Source organism: Paraburkholderia sp. BR10923, assembly GCF_040948765.1.
GTDB classification, from domain to species: domain Bacteria; phylum Pseudomonadota; class Gammaproteobacteria; order Burkholderiales; family Burkholderiaceae; genus Paraburkholderia; species Paraburkholderia youngii.
Genome location: NZ_JBFPKO010000006.1, coordinates 128,559 through 143,355 on the forward strand (window position 1 = coordinate 128,559; position 14,797 = coordinate 143,355).

General features: G+C 59.3%; 13 protein-coding genes. All 13 read left to right on the forward strand.

The features are described from left to right. Positions 1 to 4 precede the first annotated feature (4 nt). The 13 genes from AB3X94_RS13330 (at position 5) to AB3X94_RS13390 (ending at position 14,758) form a co-directional block, all read left to right on the forward strand. Positions 5 to 1,204, forward strand: a complete 1,200-nt coding sequence (locus tag AB3X94_RS13330; RefSeq protein WP_368611776.1) for a hypothetical protein — start codon at positions 5 to 7, stop codon at positions 1,202 to 1,204. Positions 1,205 to 1,371: 167 nt separating this feature from the next. Beyond that, positions 1,372 to 2,190: an SDR family NAD(P)-dependent oxidoreductase gene (locus tag AB3X94_RS13335; RefSeq protein WP_368611777.1), complete on the forward strand. Its 819-nt coding sequence runs from the start codon at positions 1,372 to 1,374 to the stop codon at positions 2,188 to 2,190. A 158-nt stretch (positions 2,191 to 2,348) separates the two neighbouring features. Continuing rightward, positions 2,349 to 3,233 carry a MarR family transcriptional regulator gene (locus tag AB3X94_RS13340; RefSeq protein ID WP_246392284.1) on the forward strand — a complete coding sequence of 295 codons (885 nt, stop codon included), beginning with the start codon at positions 2,349 to 2,351 and terminating at the stop codon, positions 3,231 to 3,233. A gap of 419 nt (positions 3,234 to 3,652) precedes the next feature. Then, the gene (locus tag AB3X94_RS13345; RefSeq protein WP_368591508.1) at positions 3,653 to 4,591 is read left to right on the forward strand and encodes an alcohol dehydrogenase catalytic domain-containing protein; all 939 of its coding nucleotides are present in this window, start codon (positions 3,653 to 3,655) and stop codon (positions 4,589 to 4,591) included. Next, positions 4,579 to 5,745 (forward strand): DUF1214 domain-containing protein, encoded by a 1,167-nt coding sequence (locus tag AB3X94_RS13350; RefSeq protein WP_176111315.1) that lies wholly within the window; start codon positions 4,579 to 4,581, stop codon positions 5,743 to 5,745. Before AB3X94_RS13345 ends, AB3X94_RS13350 begins: the two co-directional genes overlap by 13 nt. A 31-nt stretch (positions 5,746 to 5,776) precedes the next feature. After that, positions 5,777 to 6,946 carry a sulfotransferase gene (locus tag AB3X94_RS13355; protein WP_176111314.1) on the forward strand — a complete coding sequence of 390 codons (1,170 nt, stop codon included), beginning with the start codon at positions 5,777 to 5,779 and terminating at the stop codon, positions 6,944 to 6,946. Further along, complete coding sequence (locus AB3X94_RS13360; protein WP_368611778.1) at positions 6,946 to 7,455, forward strand: VOC family protein; 510 nt, start codon at positions 6,946 to 6,948, stop codon at positions 7,453 to 7,455. Before AB3X94_RS13355 ends, AB3X94_RS13360 begins: the two co-directional genes overlap by 1 nt. Next, entirely contained in the window at positions 7,452 to 8,225 is a 774-nt protein-coding gene (locus AB3X94_RS13365; RefSeq protein WP_368611779.1) for a 3'(2'),5'-bisphosphate nucleotidase CysQ, read from the forward strand. Before AB3X94_RS13360 ends, AB3X94_RS13365 begins: the two co-directional genes overlap by 4 nt. A 24-nt stretch (positions 8,226 to 8,249) precedes the next feature. Next, positions 8,250 to 9,152, forward strand: coding sequence for a sulfate adenylyltransferase subunit CysD (cysD, locus tag AB3X94_RS13370; protein ID WP_368611780.1), 903 nt, complete (start codon positions 8,250 to 8,252; stop codon positions 9,150 to 9,152). Further along, positions 9,152 to 11,077, forward strand: coding sequence for a sulfate adenylyltransferase subunit CysN (gene cysN, locus AB3X94_RS13375; protein WP_368611781.1), 1,926 nt, complete (start codon positions 9,152 to 9,154; stop codon positions 11,075 to 11,077). Before cysD ends, cysN begins: the two co-directional genes overlap by 1 nt. Positions 11,078 to 11,260: 183 nt before the next feature. After that, the gene (locus AB3X94_RS13380) at positions 11,261 to 12,931 is read left to right on the forward strand and encodes an electron transfer flavoprotein-ubiquinone oxidoreductase (RefSeq protein ID WP_368611782.1); all 1,671 of its coding nucleotides are present in this window, start codon (positions 11,261 to 11,263) and stop codon (positions 12,929 to 12,931) included. A 36-nt stretch (positions 12,932 to 12,967) separates the two neighbouring features. Next, complete coding sequence (gene panC, locus AB3X94_RS13385) at positions 12,968 to 13,804, forward strand: pantoate--beta-alanine ligase (protein WP_368611783.1); 837 nt, start codon at positions 12,968 to 12,970, stop codon at positions 13,802 to 13,804. 99 nt (positions 13,805 to 13,903) lie between these two features. Further along, complete coding sequence (locus AB3X94_RS13390; protein ID WP_368611784.1) at positions 13,904 to 14,758, forward strand: SDR family oxidoreductase; 855 nt, start codon at positions 13,904 to 13,906, stop codon at positions 14,756 to 14,758. Positions 14,759 to 14,797 lie beyond the last annotated feature (39 nt).

A 14,797-nucleotide genomic window follows, 5' to 3' on the forward strand; every position in this document is an offset into this window, starting at 1 on the left:
CTATATGCACGTCATTCAAAATATGCAACGCACCGAGGGGTGTGGTTTTCCCCATGTTGCGACCGAATGGCTGTCTGCGCGACGATGCGCACGCGTCTTTCATCCGCAATATTCGGGAGGAACCTTGTCTGAATCTGGTGTGGTAAGTGACATGAAGTTGCCTGTCACTGTCGGGGAAGTGACGGCAGAGTGGCTTACTTCAGCGCTGGGATTCCGCTTCAGCGGCGTCGAAGTGCTCTCGTGCGAACACGTGGATGTACTGCCGGGCACGTCGACCAAGGTCCGAGTGGCTCTGGAGTACAACGACGCGGGACATGCGATGGCACTACCGTCGCGCATGATCGTGAAGGGCGGTTTCGAGGAACATAGTCCGTCGATGAAGGAGATGTATCGCAACGAAATGCGCTTCTATCGGGACGTACTGCCGTTCATAAACATGAACGCGCCGAAATGTTTTTATGCGGGCGCCGATCCTGACGCCTGGCAGGCGGTCGTAGTGATGGAAGACCTGGTCGAGCGTAACGTTCGGTTCTGTCGTGCTCAGCAGCCGCAGGGCTACGAACAGGTGGCTTTGCGTTTGAGCGCAATGGCGCGCTATCACGCGCAAACATGGAATAGCCGGGAGTTCGACAAGGGCGGGCGGCTTGATTGGGTTGGGGAGCGCTTTTCGGATTGGTCGTTGGAATATCAGAACCGCTACCTCGAGCCGGATGTCTGGGCGCACTACGTATCGCTGCCGAGAGGGGCCGCGGTAAGCCGGCATCTGCACGATCGCGACTGGATGGTGGCAGCGCTCGGGCGCATTGCGCGCGAACACAAGGGCAAACCGGTGTGTCTGATCCATGGCGATACGCACCTTGGAAATCTCTACGTCGAAGCTGATGGAGCGCCGGGTTTTTTCGATGCTCAGGTTAGCCGGGCGCCTTGGAGTCTCGAGGTCGCTTATCACATAGGGTGCGCGCTCGATATCGAAGACCGGCGCTCGTGGGAGCGGTCGCTACTAGAGCACTATCTTTCCCAATTGGCGATTAACGGGATTCAGGCACCAGACTTCGACGAAGCATGGGGCGACTATCGACGCGATCTCGCATACGGATTCTTCATCTTTGCGATCAACGAAACGCGCTTCCAGACCGAGGCGGTGAACACGGCGTATGCAGCGCGCTTTGGTGCGGCATTGGTGGATCATGGCGAAGTGGGATAACCGATTGGATCGAAGGCCAATAATGCAACTATATGTTGCATTATTGGCCTGACGAGACTAAGCTCAAGCATCAGTGACGTCCTCGCGAGCGAGGAATTGAGCGCTAACGAATACCCGCTCGATCGAACGCTCCAGACGACGATCGTTCTACCTCAACCGGCTACAGCATGCCCGCTCTGAAAGTCTTTCATCAACGTTTAAACGGCAAGATCGCGATCGTGACCGGCGCAGGATCGCTCGGTCAGGGTTTCGGCACGGGCAAGGCAATTGCCTGTCTTTTCGCCGCGGAGGGCGCGTCCGTCTGTCTCGTCGATCAGCAATACGAGCGGGCAGCGGAAACGCTCGCGCTGATCACGGAGGCGGGCGGCAGCGCGTTCGTCTCGACCGGCAATGTCACCGACGGTGCGGTCTGTGCGCGCATTGTCGACGAGACCGTCGAGAGGTACGGTGGCCTCGACATTCTCGTCAACAACGTCGGTATCTCGGGCGCGCCGGGGCGGTTGCAGGACGTCGACGAGGCGTCCTGGGATCGCGTGATCGACGTCAATCTGAAAAGTGCCTTCTTGATGAGCCGAAGTGCGGTGCCGAAGATCGTGGCGCGCGGAGGCGGGGCAATCGTCAACATCGGTTCGGTCGCGGGCATCCGCAGCCACGGGTCAGCCGCATACGGCTCATCGAAAGCGGGCATGGTCGGCTTTACGCGTGAACTCGCGGTGATGTACGGCCGCGATTATGTTCGTGCCAACGCGATTGCTCCGGGGCATATTTTTACGCCGATGGTCGAAAGCATGCTCAATGACAAGGCCCGCGAACGCCGCCGCAAAATCGCGCCCCTTCCTTTGGAAGGGGATGCGTGGGACGTCGCGGCCGCCGCGTTGTTTCTCTGCTGCGATGAATCGCGATTCATTACCGGCACGTGCCTACCCGTAGACGGCGGTGTGACACAGGTCGCCGCGCTTGCGGCATACGACCTGGTTCAACAATAGCCGTCGATCTGGCCAGTGTGCGCCTCGCCACGTGAAGCGTGTCTATTAGCACAGAGCTTACAGGGCGTGTTTTCTGGTAACTTAGCGTGGCTGAATTGACCCGCGTGACAGGAAACGGCACCTGTAGGGCGCTCGCACGGACCGCTGAGTCGCGGTCCATGCCGATCGCCTGTTTGCTCGACAACGCGTATTTGCTGTCCGGCAAGCGGGGGTCCGAACCAATCGATAATCGCATGGGTGCTCGCAAGACCGCAGACTCGCTATTCGCCGCGTTAGCGGATGCTTCCCGACGACAACTCCTGTCTCTGCTGAATGCGGGTCCTCAAAGCGCACCCTCATTGGCGCGTGAGCTGAAAATATCGCGTGCGAGCGTGATCGAGCACCTGAACGAACTTGGCGAGGCCGGCTGGGTCGACGTCGCTTTCGGGGACGACGGCGAGGCGTCCTATTCGAAACGTTCTCAAGCTGAAGCACAATTTCTGGCGGAATGCGAGGCGTTGCAGAAGCCCGTGTGCTCAGAGGCTAGCGATGCGTTGGACGAACAGGCTGCGGCTTGGGCGCGCGAGTGGCCAGCGGAAGACCCGAATGTCTATCTGATCGGGCAACGACTCCTACGACTATCTGCTCACATCGACCGGGCGCTCAAGGAAGCCGCCGCGAGTCAGGGCCTGCTGGCAGCCGAACTGTTGCTATTGGATGCGCTTCTGGTTTCCGGTCCGCCTTACACGCAGTCTCCGACGCAACTTCAAAAACCGCTGGCAATGACGCTGGGCGGCATCACGAAGTGTGTCGGCAGGCTCGAACAGATGGGCTTGGTGGAGCGCATGCCGGACCCGGCGGATGGTCGTGGAATACTCGTACGAATGAAGTCACAGGCACGCAAAGTATTGAGGAACATCCTCCATCAGGGGGCGTACGGCACTGACTGGGTGGCATCCAGTCATATGGCGCCTGAACGGCGAGCGGCACTCTCGACCTTGTTGCGGGAACTACATGTCTTTGCAGACGCGGAGGCCGCACGTCGGGGTGCCGAGCGCGGCTGACATAGCTTCGGTAATCACCATTTCGACAGCAAACCCCTAAGCCATCGTCATCGCTGCTCGCAATCAGCGCGCAAGACACAAAACCCATCCCGGGCCTGCGCTCTCAGCAGGCCTTCTCTCCCGTCTTTCGTTGCCATCGACGCATCCGGTGGCATATGGCCAATCCCGCATAACGCTATGTTCGTGAGCGAAAGCTCAGGGGAACACATTGGCGCGTTTGCTTCCAGTGCCGTCTCGGTATAAACACCTGGACACCGCAATTTACTTTCCCAGTAAAGTATATTTCAGATGTTCGATGACGGGCAGCACATTGACGCCAAACGGAGACTCAAGCGATGAGGGCCGCATATTTCACGAAGGTAGGTTCGCCTCTAGAAGTTAGGGGTGTTGCCGATCCCACTCCAGCATCGGGAGAAGTTGTGCTGAAGATTCACCGCTGCGGTATCTGCGGATCGGATCTACACATGACGGATGGACACGCACCGCATTTCACGCTTCCAGAAAATTCGACCCTAGGTCACGAATTTGCCGGCGAGGTGGTCGCCTTAGGTAAGGGCGTTGAGAAGCTGAAGATTGGCGATGCTGTAACCGCGCTGCCGTTTGTCGGATGCGGGCATTGCGCGACCTGTCTTTCCGGGAAGCCGAACTTCTGCGCGCAATTCAAGGGCGCCGCCGCCGGCTTCGCTCAATATGCAGTCGTTGCCGAGCGCGTAACGACCCGGCTTCCGAAGACGCTGAGCATGGAGGACGGCGCACTGATCGAACCAATGGCCGTCGGCTTGCACGGAGTTGCGCTGGCAAAGCTCACGCCGGGCGCGAAAGTGCTCGTGATTGGCGCGGGTCCCGTTGGACTGGCCGCCACGTTCTGGGCTCGCCGCCTCGGCGCTGGTCGCATTGTTGCGACTGCTTCGTCGCAGCGCCGCGAAGCGCTCGCGCGACACATGGGGGCTGACGAATTTGTGGTTCCGCAGGATGGGCAGGATCTGGCGGCGCTAGCTGCCGATGCTCTCAAGGGTCCACCAGACGTCGTGTTCGAATGCGCAGGGCAGAAAGATCTGATTGCAAAGGCGATTCATTGCGTCAAGCCGCAGGGCGACGTCGTAGTGCTCGGCTTCTGCACGGTGCCGGACCAATTCATTCCGGCAGTAGCGGTATGGAAGGAAGTGCGAATTCAGTTCGCTGTCACCTACAGTATGCAAGAGTTCACTCATGTCGCGAACGTGTTCGACGCGGGCTGTGTCGAACCGCGCGCGATGATTACCGACCGGGTCTCGCTTGACGCGCTACCCGATGCATTTGAAGCACTGCGTGAACGGTCGACGCAATGCAAGGTAATGGTGAACCCATGGCTCAGCTGAAATCCTGGAGCGACTATCTCTCCCAGTTGGCAAACGCGGAGAGTCTGCTCGAATTGACCGAGACACCGCGCGATCCTCAAACGCGCGCGGAGCTGTATCGGCAGTTTCAGATGAATCTCTCGCTTGCCTACTTCATCTACTTCCAATCCGATCCGCTTCATCCTGACTGGTTGCCTTTCCTTAACTCGGTCTTCATGCTGCAGCCGAATCCCGACGACACCTATTTCGTCGCACCGTTGCGAGGTGACCTGCGATATCGGCTAGTTGGAGAGCGCGGCAGCGTGCATTTGCTGACGCTGGATATCGGCCGCGGCATCATGGGTACTACCGATAAAATCCACCCTCCGCTAGGTCAGTTCGACCTGGACGACCTCGAGATCGGCGAGGACGGCAGCTTCGAAGTTCTGTTGAGCGCACGGCGTCCCGCCGGTTATCACGGCAACTGGCTCGAGTTGCACCCCGAGGCTGACTTCGCAATGCTGCGCCAGCGATCGTATGCGTGGGGAGCGGAACGTGACGCACGAATCGCTATCGAGTGCCTCGACGCTCGCCGGACGAAACCGCCAATGGGCCACGAGGAGATCGCGAGGCGTACCGGCGAGCTGATGGACTACGCGGAGCGTCTGTCACGTCGCTGGCTCACGCACATGCAGCAACTGCGCACGCGGATCAACGTGAACGAGTTCGAGTTTTTCGCTTTCGGTGGTGGCCTCGCGAAACAGGCGTACTGGCAAGCGATTTTCGATTTCGGTGACGACGAAGCGCTCATTCTCGAAACCGCACTGCCGCAGACACGCCGCTATTGGAACGTGCAATTGAACGACGCTCTGTTCAACGCGCTTGACTATATCGATCACCAAAGCAGCCTCAATGGGCATCAGGCGCACGTCGACGAAGACGGCTATTTCCGCGCCGTGATTGCGCACCGTGATCCGGGTGTCGCGAACTGGCTGGATACATGCGGGGTCAATCGGGGGACCGCAATAGGCAGATGGTATGGGTGCAGTTCGGCGCCGGTTCCGACGCTCAAGCGTGTGCCGGTGTCTGAGTTGCGCAATCACTTGCCGACAGGGACTCGCTTCGTTGACGCAACCGAACGCGAGAGACTCTTGCGCGAGAGACGCATAGGTGCGCAGCTGAGACGGCGGTGGTAAGCGCGATTAAGGGATCTTCAGGAGACGATAGATGTCGCCATCAAAACGATTTTCGGGTGCGGAGGATGAGCTTCATGCAGTCGCGAGTGCCGTTACTGGCTCGAGCGATTTCGGCTCCAGCGCCGAATACATGCCCGGCCTGACGCAACTTCTGAACGCTTTCGACGAAGATGGCCCGCGCTTCGCGCCAGGGGGCCGGGAATTTGCGTGGAACGCAGTTGTCGGTGCTTTGGTCTCGCGCCTGACGCTAGTGGAGGGCCTGCGCAAGCATGCCGATGTCTTGTCCCAGACTCCGCGGCGTCCGCTCGTCATCACCGGGATACCTCGGACCGGCACGACCGCATTGCACAAGTTGCTTTCGGTCGACCCGCAATTTCAGGGTTTGGAAAAGTGGCTGACGGTCTTTCCGCAGCCACGGCCGCCGCGCGACACCTGGATCAACTACGTTCAGTTCCAGGCGACCGCGGCCGGACTGGAGGCCTTTTTCAGGTCGGCGCCAGAGATGCGGGCAGCGCATAACATCGTCGCCGACGAGGTCGATGAATGCCTCGAAATACTCAAACAGGGCTTTTGCAGCAACTTGTGGGGATCGTCCTTCCGCGTACCTCAATACGATCGCTGGTGGCGCGAGCAGAGCGAATTACCTGCCTATCGCTATTTTGCAAAGACGCTCAGTCTGATCGGCGCGCGCGACCGCGAAAAAACGTGGCTCCTGAAAAATCCCGGCCACCTGATGCAGTTGCCCGCACTGTTCGAGGTTTTTCCCGATGCATGCGTGGTCCAGACACATCGGAATCCCGTGGAGGCGCTGCCTTCGCTCGCGAGCGTGCTGGCGATGGCGCGTCGAATTTCCGAGGGCGAGCAAGTCGACAGGCACGAGATCGGCGCGCGCGAACTCGATAATTGGGCATGGGCCAGCGAAGCAGCAATGGCGGCGCGCGCGTCCTTGCCGAAGAAGCAGTTCCTAGATATCAGCCAAGCCGACCTTCACGCCGATCCGATTGGTACGATGCGGCGGATTTACGGTCACTTCGGCTTTCAACTGACCGAGGAAACGATGGAAGCAATGCGCCGGCGAGTTGAGCAGAGCCCTGAACGCGCTCATGGTGTGCATAAATATACCCAAGCCGAATTCGGCCTTGCAACCGAGGCGATCCGGGAGCGATTCTCCCGCTACATGACTACCTATGGACTGCAATGATGAGCACGCTCTCACTTTCTCCGTTTTCCGGCTTTCTGCAGATTGCGTACGTCACCACCGACGTGGACAAGGCAATTGACTACTTTTGCAGGGAACAGAATGTGCGGACGTGGGCGCGCTTGCCCGGCATTGAAATCGAGTCGATCGCCGGGCATCACTGCAAGCTGAACATCGCGCTTGCATTCGTCGGATCGGTTCAGCTCGAACTCATCGAGCCGTTATCCGGCGACGACCGTGTGTATCGTGATGCGCTGCCGCGAGACGGATCCGCGGTTCGCCATCACCACATCGCGCAGTTGATCGGTAGCGAAGCGGCGTTCGAAACGCAGCGTAGCGAAATGGCTGCCGCGGGCGTGCCCATCGTCATCGACGGTCAGTCGCCTGGGTCCGCCCGGTACTTCTACACAGATCACAGGGCAACGCTGGGTCACTATATCGAACACATCTGGTACACACCAGCGGGTCTCGCCGCGATGGAACAGGTGCCTCGCAATGGAGCGGTTCGATGAACACGGCTGGCCCCGTGCATGCGGTTGACGACGATCACCGCCTGGCCGTGCACATTGCTACGGCGGCCGGAGCTGCGTTGAACGCGATACGCGCGTCGGCGGTCCTTGCGGGCAAACCACTGGGAGCAGCGGGCGATGCCACGGCAAACGAGCTGATCACGCACATTCTCGCTCACACCAGACCGGCAGACGGCTTCCTGTCGGAAGAGTCCGCACCGGATCCAAAGCGGCTAGCCCTCGATCGTGTATGGATCATCGACCCGCTCGATGGCACGCGCGAGTATGGCGAATGCCTCGAGCGGCGCGACGACTGGGCGGTCCATGTCGCACTGACGGTTTGCGGCGAGCCGCGCGCTTGTGCTGTCGCGCTTCCGGCTCGTGGCGTCACGTTCGGAACTTTATCGCCGCCTGAGTTGCCCCCAGCGCCTGAGGGGCGTCTAAAAATTCTCGTGAGCCGTTCCCGCGCCCCCGAACTGGCACTACGGGTTGCCCAGCGCTTGAATGCCGAACTCGTGCCGATGGGTTCGGCAGGCGCAAAGGCAATGGCAGTGCTGCGTGGCGAGGCGCACGCATATCTTCATGCCGGCGGGCAATATGAATGGGATTCGTGCGCTCCGGTAGGGGTCGCGCTTGCGGCCGGACTTCATGCGAGCCGCATCGACGGTAGTCCATGCATCTATAACGGGTCGGACGTTTCGATGCCCGATCTGCTCATATGTCGAGCGGAGATCGCCGAACTGATGCTGGCCGCCATCGCAGCCGCGCAGTGAATCGCCTTTGTAAAAGGATTTGCCATGCCCACATTGACTCACCTGCGGCGGCTCGAAGCCGAGAGCATTCATATCATGCGAGAAGTCGTCGCTGAGTCACAGCGCCCTGTGATGCTTTACTCGATCGGCAAGGACAGCGCCTGCATGCTCCATCTGGCAAAAAAGGCGTTTTACCCGGCGCCGCCCCCGTTTCCGCTCCTGCATGTCGATACCACGTGGAAGTTTCGCGACATGTACACGATGCGTGACCGGATGGCTCGCGAGGCCGGAATGGAGCTAATCGTCCACCAGAATCCGGAAGCGAAAGAGCTTGGAATCAATCCGTTCGATCATGGTTCGCAGATTCACACCGACATGTGGAAGACACAGGGCCTGAAGCAGGCGCTCGATAAGTACGGCTTCGACGCCGCTTTGGGGGGCGCTCGCAGGGACGAAGAGAAATCGCGTGCGAAGGAGCGAATTTTTTCATTCCGTACAGCTAGCCATCAATGGGACCCGAAGAGTCAACGACCCGAACTGTGGCGCCTTTATAACGCGCGCAAGAACCATGGCGAGTCGATCCGCGTGTTTGCCATCTCAAACTGGACCGAGCTGGACATCTGGCAGTACATCTACCTCGAGAACATCTCGATCGTGCCGCTATATTTCGCGGCGCGGCGACCCGTAGTGAATCGGGGCGGCACGCTGGTGATGGTGGACGACGACCGCATGCCGCTTTCGCCGCACGAAAAGGCAGAGCACAGAATGGTGCGTTTTCGCACGCTGGGTTGCTATCCGCTGACCGGTGCGGTCGAGTCGAACGCCACGACATTGCCGCAAATCATTCAGGAAATGCTCTTGACGACGACCTCAGAGCGCCAGGGTCGCGTGATCGATCACGACGGCGCCGCATCGATGGAGCGGAAGAAACAGGAGGGGTACTTTTAATGGCACACGTCTCTGAGCTGATCGGGACCGATATCGAAGGGTACCTGAAGCAGCATGAAAAGAAGAGCCTTCTGCGTTTCATCACATGCGGGAGCGTGGATGACGGCAAGAGCACGTTGATTGGCCGTTTGCTCTATGAATCCAGGATGCTATTCGAGGATCAGCTTGCCGCGCTCGAAGCCGATTCGAAGAAGGTCGGTACGCGTGGTGGGGAAATAGACTACGCGCTGCTGCTCGACGGTCTGGCTGCCGAGCGCGAGCAGGGCATCACCATCGACGTCGCCTACCGGTTTTTCTCGACGGACCGCCGCAAGTTCATCGTTGCCGATACGCCCGGGCATGAGCAGTACACCCGCAACATGATAACGGGGGCTTCCACGGCGGATCTCGCCATCATCCTCGTCGATTCACGCAAAGGCTTGTTGCAGCAAACGCGACGGCATAGCTATCTCGTGTCGTTGATCGGCATTCGCAACGTGGTTCTTGCGGTGAACAAGATGGACCTGGTTGATTACTCCCGTGAGCGGTTCGACGAAATTTCACGCGAGTATTGCGAATTTGCAAAAAAAATCGGTATATCCGATGTGACGGCAATTCCGATTTCGGGCGTAAATGGCGACAACGTTGTTGAAAGGAGCACTAAGACGCCATGGTACGACGGGCCGTCCTTGATGCATCACCTCGATACTGTCGAGATCGACGAAGCCCGTTTGCAGACCCTGCCATTGCGTTTCCCGGTGCAGTGGGTCAACCGCCCGAACCTTGATTTCCGTGGGTTTGCAGGAACTATTGCGTCCGGTGTCGTACGCGTCGGGCAGCGTGTGCAAGTTCAGCCGTCAGGGCGGGAAACCACCGTCGCAAGAATCGTGACGGCCGATGGAGATCTCGACGAGGCCTTCGCGGAACAGTCGGTGACGCTTCTGCTCGCCGACGAAGTGGATGTCTCTCGTGGCGATCTGATTTCAGCGGCCGATTCGCCAGCGCAGGTTGCCGACCAGTTCGAAGCAACGCTCGTATGGATGAGCGATCAACCGATGCTCCGGGGGCGCAGCTACCTGCTGAAGATCGGCACTCGGACCGTCACGGCAACGATATTGCCGCTGAAATACAAGCTCAATGTCGAGACGCTCGATCACGTCGCCGCTGAGACTCTCGCCTTGAACGAAATCGGCGTCGCCGAACTGGAGTTTGACCGTCCGATCGCTTTCGATCCATACGAGCGGGACCACGAGACGGGCGGTTTCATCGTTATTGACCGCATGACCAATAGCACGGTCGGTGCGGGTATGCTGCGCTTCGCACTGCGCCGTGCGAGCAATATTCGCTGGCAGACGCTGGAAGTCGACAAACATGCGCGACGGACCCTCAATGGGCATCAGAGCGGCGTCGTCTGGCTGACAGGGCTTTCTGGTGCGGGTAAATCGACGATTGCGAATCTGCTCGAGAAACGCTTGCATGCAATGGGCAAGCGAACCTATCTGCTCGATGGGGACAATGTTCGGCATGGATTGAACAAGGATCTCGGCTTCACGGCCGAAGACCGCGTCGAAAATATCCGGCGCATTGCCGAGGTGGCGAAATTGATGGCCGACGCCGGCGTGATCGTCATTACCGCATTCATTTCGCCGTTTCGTGCAGAGCGCGCACTGGCGCGCGAGCTCATGGAGGAGGGTGAATTCATCGAGGTCTTCATCGACACGCCATTGGAAGTGGCTGAGCAGCGCGATCCGAAAGGACTCTACAAGAAAGCGCGTCGCGGAGAGTTGAAGAACTTCACTGGCATCGATTCACCCTACGAGGCGCCGGTGAAGCCCGAAATGCACATCAATACCACGACCAGTTCTGCCGAGGTTGCTGTAGAGACGATCTTCCAGAAGTTGCAGACCGCGGGATTCCTTGACGTGTCGAGGGGATCGCCGCTCTGAGACGTCGCGGGGCGGCGTGCCTCGCGCGTCTTGCGTTCATATTGTTATACGCCATTCATTTATATATACTCCCTGCTGTCGACCACGGGAGACGCAGAGCGCAATTCCCGTGTCGACATCGCCCACTCGGGCGACAGTCCAACAGGTATCGGGACGTTTCGACGCGTCAAGGAGGCAGTGGGGATGGCGGAAAGCAATCAGCAAGGCTATGGGCCGCGCGAGTCGATGGAATACGACGTGGTCATCGTCGGCGGCGGTCCCGCAGGCCTCTCCGCGGCGATCCGCCTGAAGCAGCTGGCAGCCGAAAAGAACGCCGAGATTGGCGTCTGTGTGCTGGAGAAAGGCTCGGAGATCGGAGCGCATATCCTCTCGGGCGCGGTCATGGACCCACGCGCGCTCGATGAACTGATACCCGACTGGAAGGAACAGGGCGCGCCGCTGAACGTCGCCGTGACCGAAGACAAGTTCCTTTTCCTTTCGGAAACTGGTGCGAAGTCGGTCCCGAACTGGGCATTACCGGACAACTTCAAGAACCACGGCAACTTCGTGATCAGCCTCGCGAATGTCACGCGCTGGCTTGGGACAATGGCCGAGGCACAGGGCGTGGAGATTTTCCCGGGCTTTCCGGCCGCTGAAGTCCTCTACAACGAGGACGGCTCGGTCAAAGGCGTCGCCACCGGCAACATGGGCATTGGCAAAGACGGCGAGCCCACCGAGAACTTCCAGCTCGGGATGGAGTTGCACGCGAAGTACACGCTGTTCTGCGAAGGCTGCCGCGGTCATCTTGGCCGTCAGCTCGACGAGAATTTCAATCTCGGCAAGAACGCCGATCCACAGGTCTATGGCATCGGCATCAAGGAGCTGTGGGAAATCGATCCTTCGAAACATCAGCCGGGTCTGGTGGTTCACACGGCTGGCTGGCCGCTGGAATCGGACACCTATGGCGGCTCGTTTCTGTACCACATCGACAACAACCAGGTGATGGTGGGTTTTGTCGTCGGTCTCGCGTATCAGAACCCCTATCTTTCGCCATTCGAGGAGTTCCAGCGGTACAAGACGCACCCCGAAATCCGCAAGTTCCTGCAGGGCGGCAAGCGCGTGTCGTATGGTGCGCGTGCGATCACAGCCGGTGGCCTGATGTCGATGCCTAAGCTGGTATTCCCGGGCGGCGCACTCGTGGGTGACGATGCCGGCTTCCTGAACGCATCGCGCATCAAGGGCAGTCACGCAGCGATCAAGACCGGCATGCTGGCCGCGGATGCCGCCTTCGATGCGTTGCAGGCTGGCCGCCAGCACGACGAACTCGCGGCCTATCCGGAGGCGTTCAAGCAGTCGTGGCTCTACACGGAGCTGTACAAGGCGCGCAACTTCAAGCAGTGGATGAGCAAAGGCCTGTACCTCGGCACGCTGATGGTGGGCATCGAGCAGAAAGTGCTGGGCGGGAATGTGCCCTGGACGCTGCATCACCGGCATCGCGATCACGAAATGCTGAAACCCGCCTCGCAGTGCAAGCCGATCGAGTATCCAAAGCCGGACGGCAAACTCACGTTCGACCGTCTGTCGTCCGTTTTCATTTCGAATACGAATCACGAAGAGAATCAGCCGGCGCATCTCACGCTCAGGGACGCGAGTGTGCCGGTGAACGTCAATCTGCGAACGTATGCAGGCCCAGAAACCCGCTTCTGTCCAGCAGGCGTCTACGAGTACGTGAAGGACGAGCAGGACGAGGACCGTCTGCAAATCAACGCGCAGAATTGCGTGCACTGTAAGACCTGCGACATCAAGGACCCGACCCAGAACATCGTGTGGGTCACGCCGGAAGGCGGCGGCGGTCCGAACTATCCAAACATGTAGGCAGATGTCAGCCAGGTCTCAGAGGTAAGTCTCAGAATGAAACTGATTCGGTCAATCGACGAGCTGCGCGCGCAGTTGCGCGGGCAAAACCGTACCGCATTCGTGCCGACCATGGGCAATTTGCACGAAGGGCATTTGTCGCTTATCCGGCTCGCCCGACAGCATGGGGATCCTGTCGTCACGAGCATCTTCGTCAATCCGCTGCAGTTCGGGCCGGAGGAGGATTTTGCGCGCTATCCGCGAACGCTGGAGGCGGACATCGAGAAGCTCCAGAAGGAGAACGTCTATGTCGTCTTTGCCCCTACGGAAGAGGATCTATACCCTCAGCCGCAGGAGTATCGAGTGCAGCCGCCTGGCGGCATTGGCGACATGCTGGAGGGTGAATTCCGGCGCGGGTTTTTCCAGGGTGTGTGCACGGTGGTGATGAAGCTGATGTTGTGCGCCCAACCGCGTGTCGCCGTTTTCGGGAAAAAGGACTACCAGCAATTGATGATTGTTCGGGAGATGTGCAAGCAGTTCGCGATGCCGACGGACGTGATAGCGGGCGAAACCATCCGTGATTGCGACGGTCTTGCCTTATCGTCTCGCAATCGTTTCCTGACGCCCGAGGAGCGGGTCGAGGCGCCAACGTTGTATCGGCTCCTGAACCAGATCCGCGACAAGGTTTTGAGCGGAGAGAAAGATATTCAGGGTATCGAACGACGCGCGTTCTCCACGTTGGTCGATCGTGGCTGGCAGCCGGATTACATCTCGGTGCGCAAGCAGGCCAATCTGCGATCACCCAAGGCGCAGGAGGCCGATGACAGCAAGCTGGTTATCCTTGCCGCTGCGCGCCTCGGCAACACGCGACTGATCGACAACATGGAAATTTGAGTTCTCCATGCATAGCCCTTGCCGCGGCGCTTCTGGACCAGCAGGGCAGGGTGCCAATGCGAAGGCTAGTCACGTGCCTTCCCAATCCGGCCGTTTGACATGATCGAATCAGACTCGGATCACGGCGGGTCCTCCCGCCGCGCAGTACTCGTAACAGGCGCCGCCAGACGGATCGGGCGGGCGCTTGCGCTCGGTTTCGCTGCGCGAGGATGGGATGTCGCGGTGCACTATCATGAGTCAAAACAGGAAGCCCGAGAGGTTGTCGACCACATCAAGTCGCAGGGGCGCAGGTCGGTTGCCCTATGCGCTGATCTGGCGATCGAGGAACAGGTCAAGCAACTGGTACCGGCGTGCGTGAAGGCCTTCGGTCGACTTGACTGCGTGCTGAACTGTGCGTCACGGTTCGATGAAGATACCGCCCAAACATTCGATTATGCGCGGTTGCTCGAACTCATGGCGATCAACGTCGCCGCGCCGCTGGCGTTGGCGCGAGGACTCTTCGAGGTGGTGCCGGACAGCGCGGTATCGGACGAAGCGAAACGCGGTGTGGTGGTGAACGTGCTCGACCAGAAGCTGTTCAACATGAACCCCGACTACATCTCCTACACGGCGACCAAGGCTGCGCTAGCCAACGCGACCGTCGCACTCGCGCAGGCTCTCGCTCCGAAAATCAGAGTCGTGGGGCTGGCGTCGGGATTGACGTTAGTGTCGGGCGATCAAACACAGGCGCAATTCGACACAGTCCATAAGATGACGCCGCTTCTGCGCGGTTCGCGACCGGAGGATATCGTCGAAGCGGCGTCGTATCTCGTCAATGCCCATGGCGTCACGGGGACGACATTGGTCGTTGACGGAGGTCAGCATCTTGTATCGAGCAGCCGTGACGTAATGTTCATGGACTCGGTGTCGAAAGGCCGCGCTGCTGCTGAGTGTCTCTTCGCAGACCGTCAGTGAATCACTGGTGGCGAAGAAAATGTGCATCCGCCGACCGTC

Bases quoted from the DNA above. Each gene is read 5' to 3' on its own strand.
- AB3X94_RS13340 (WP_246392284.1), top strand. From the start codon at position 2,349: ATGCCGATCGCCTGTTTGCTCGACAACGCGTATTTGCTGTCCGGCAAG.
- AB3X94_RS13330 (WP_368611776.1), top strand. From the start codon at position 5: ATGCACGTCATTCAAAATATGCAACGCACCGAGGGGTGTGGTTTTCCC.
- AB3X94_RS13380 (WP_368611782.1), top strand. From the start codon at position 11,261: ATGGCGGAAAGCAATCAGCAAGGCTATGGGCCGCGCGAGTCGATGGAA.
- AB3X94_RS13390 (WP_368611784.1), top strand. From the start codon at position 13,904: ATGATCGAATCAGACTCGGATCACGGCGGGTCCTCCCGCCGCGCAGTA.
- AB3X94_RS13360 (WP_368611778.1), top strand. From the start codon at position 6,946: ATGAGCACGCTCTCACTTTCTCCGTTTTCCGGCTTTCTGCAGATTGCG.
- AB3X94_RS13335 (WP_368611777.1), top strand. From the start codon at position 1,372: ATGCCCGCTCTGAAAGTCTTTCATCAACGTTTAAACGGCAAGATCGCG.
- AB3X94_RS13355 (WP_176111314.1), top strand. From the start codon at position 5,777: ATGTCGCCATCAAAACGATTTTCGGGTGCGGAGGATGAGCTTCATGCA.
- cysD (WP_368611780.1), top strand. From the start codon at position 8,250: ATGCCCACATTGACTCACCTGCGGCGGCTCGAAGCCGAGAGCATTCAT.
- cysN (WP_368611781.1), top strand. From the start codon at position 9,152: ATGGCACACGTCTCTGAGCTGATCGGGACCGATATCGAAGGGTACCTG.
- AB3X94_RS13365 (WP_368611779.1), top strand. From the start codon at position 7,452: ATGAACACGGCTGGCCCCGTGCATGCGGTTGACGACGATCACCGCCTG.
- panC (WP_368611783.1), top strand. From the start codon at position 12,968: ATGAAACTGATTCGGTCAATCGACGAGCTGCGCGCGCAGTTGCGCGGG.
- AB3X94_RS13350 (WP_176111315.1), top strand. From the start codon at position 4,579: ATGGCTCAGCTGAAATCCTGGAGCGACTATCTCTCCCAGTTGGCAAAC.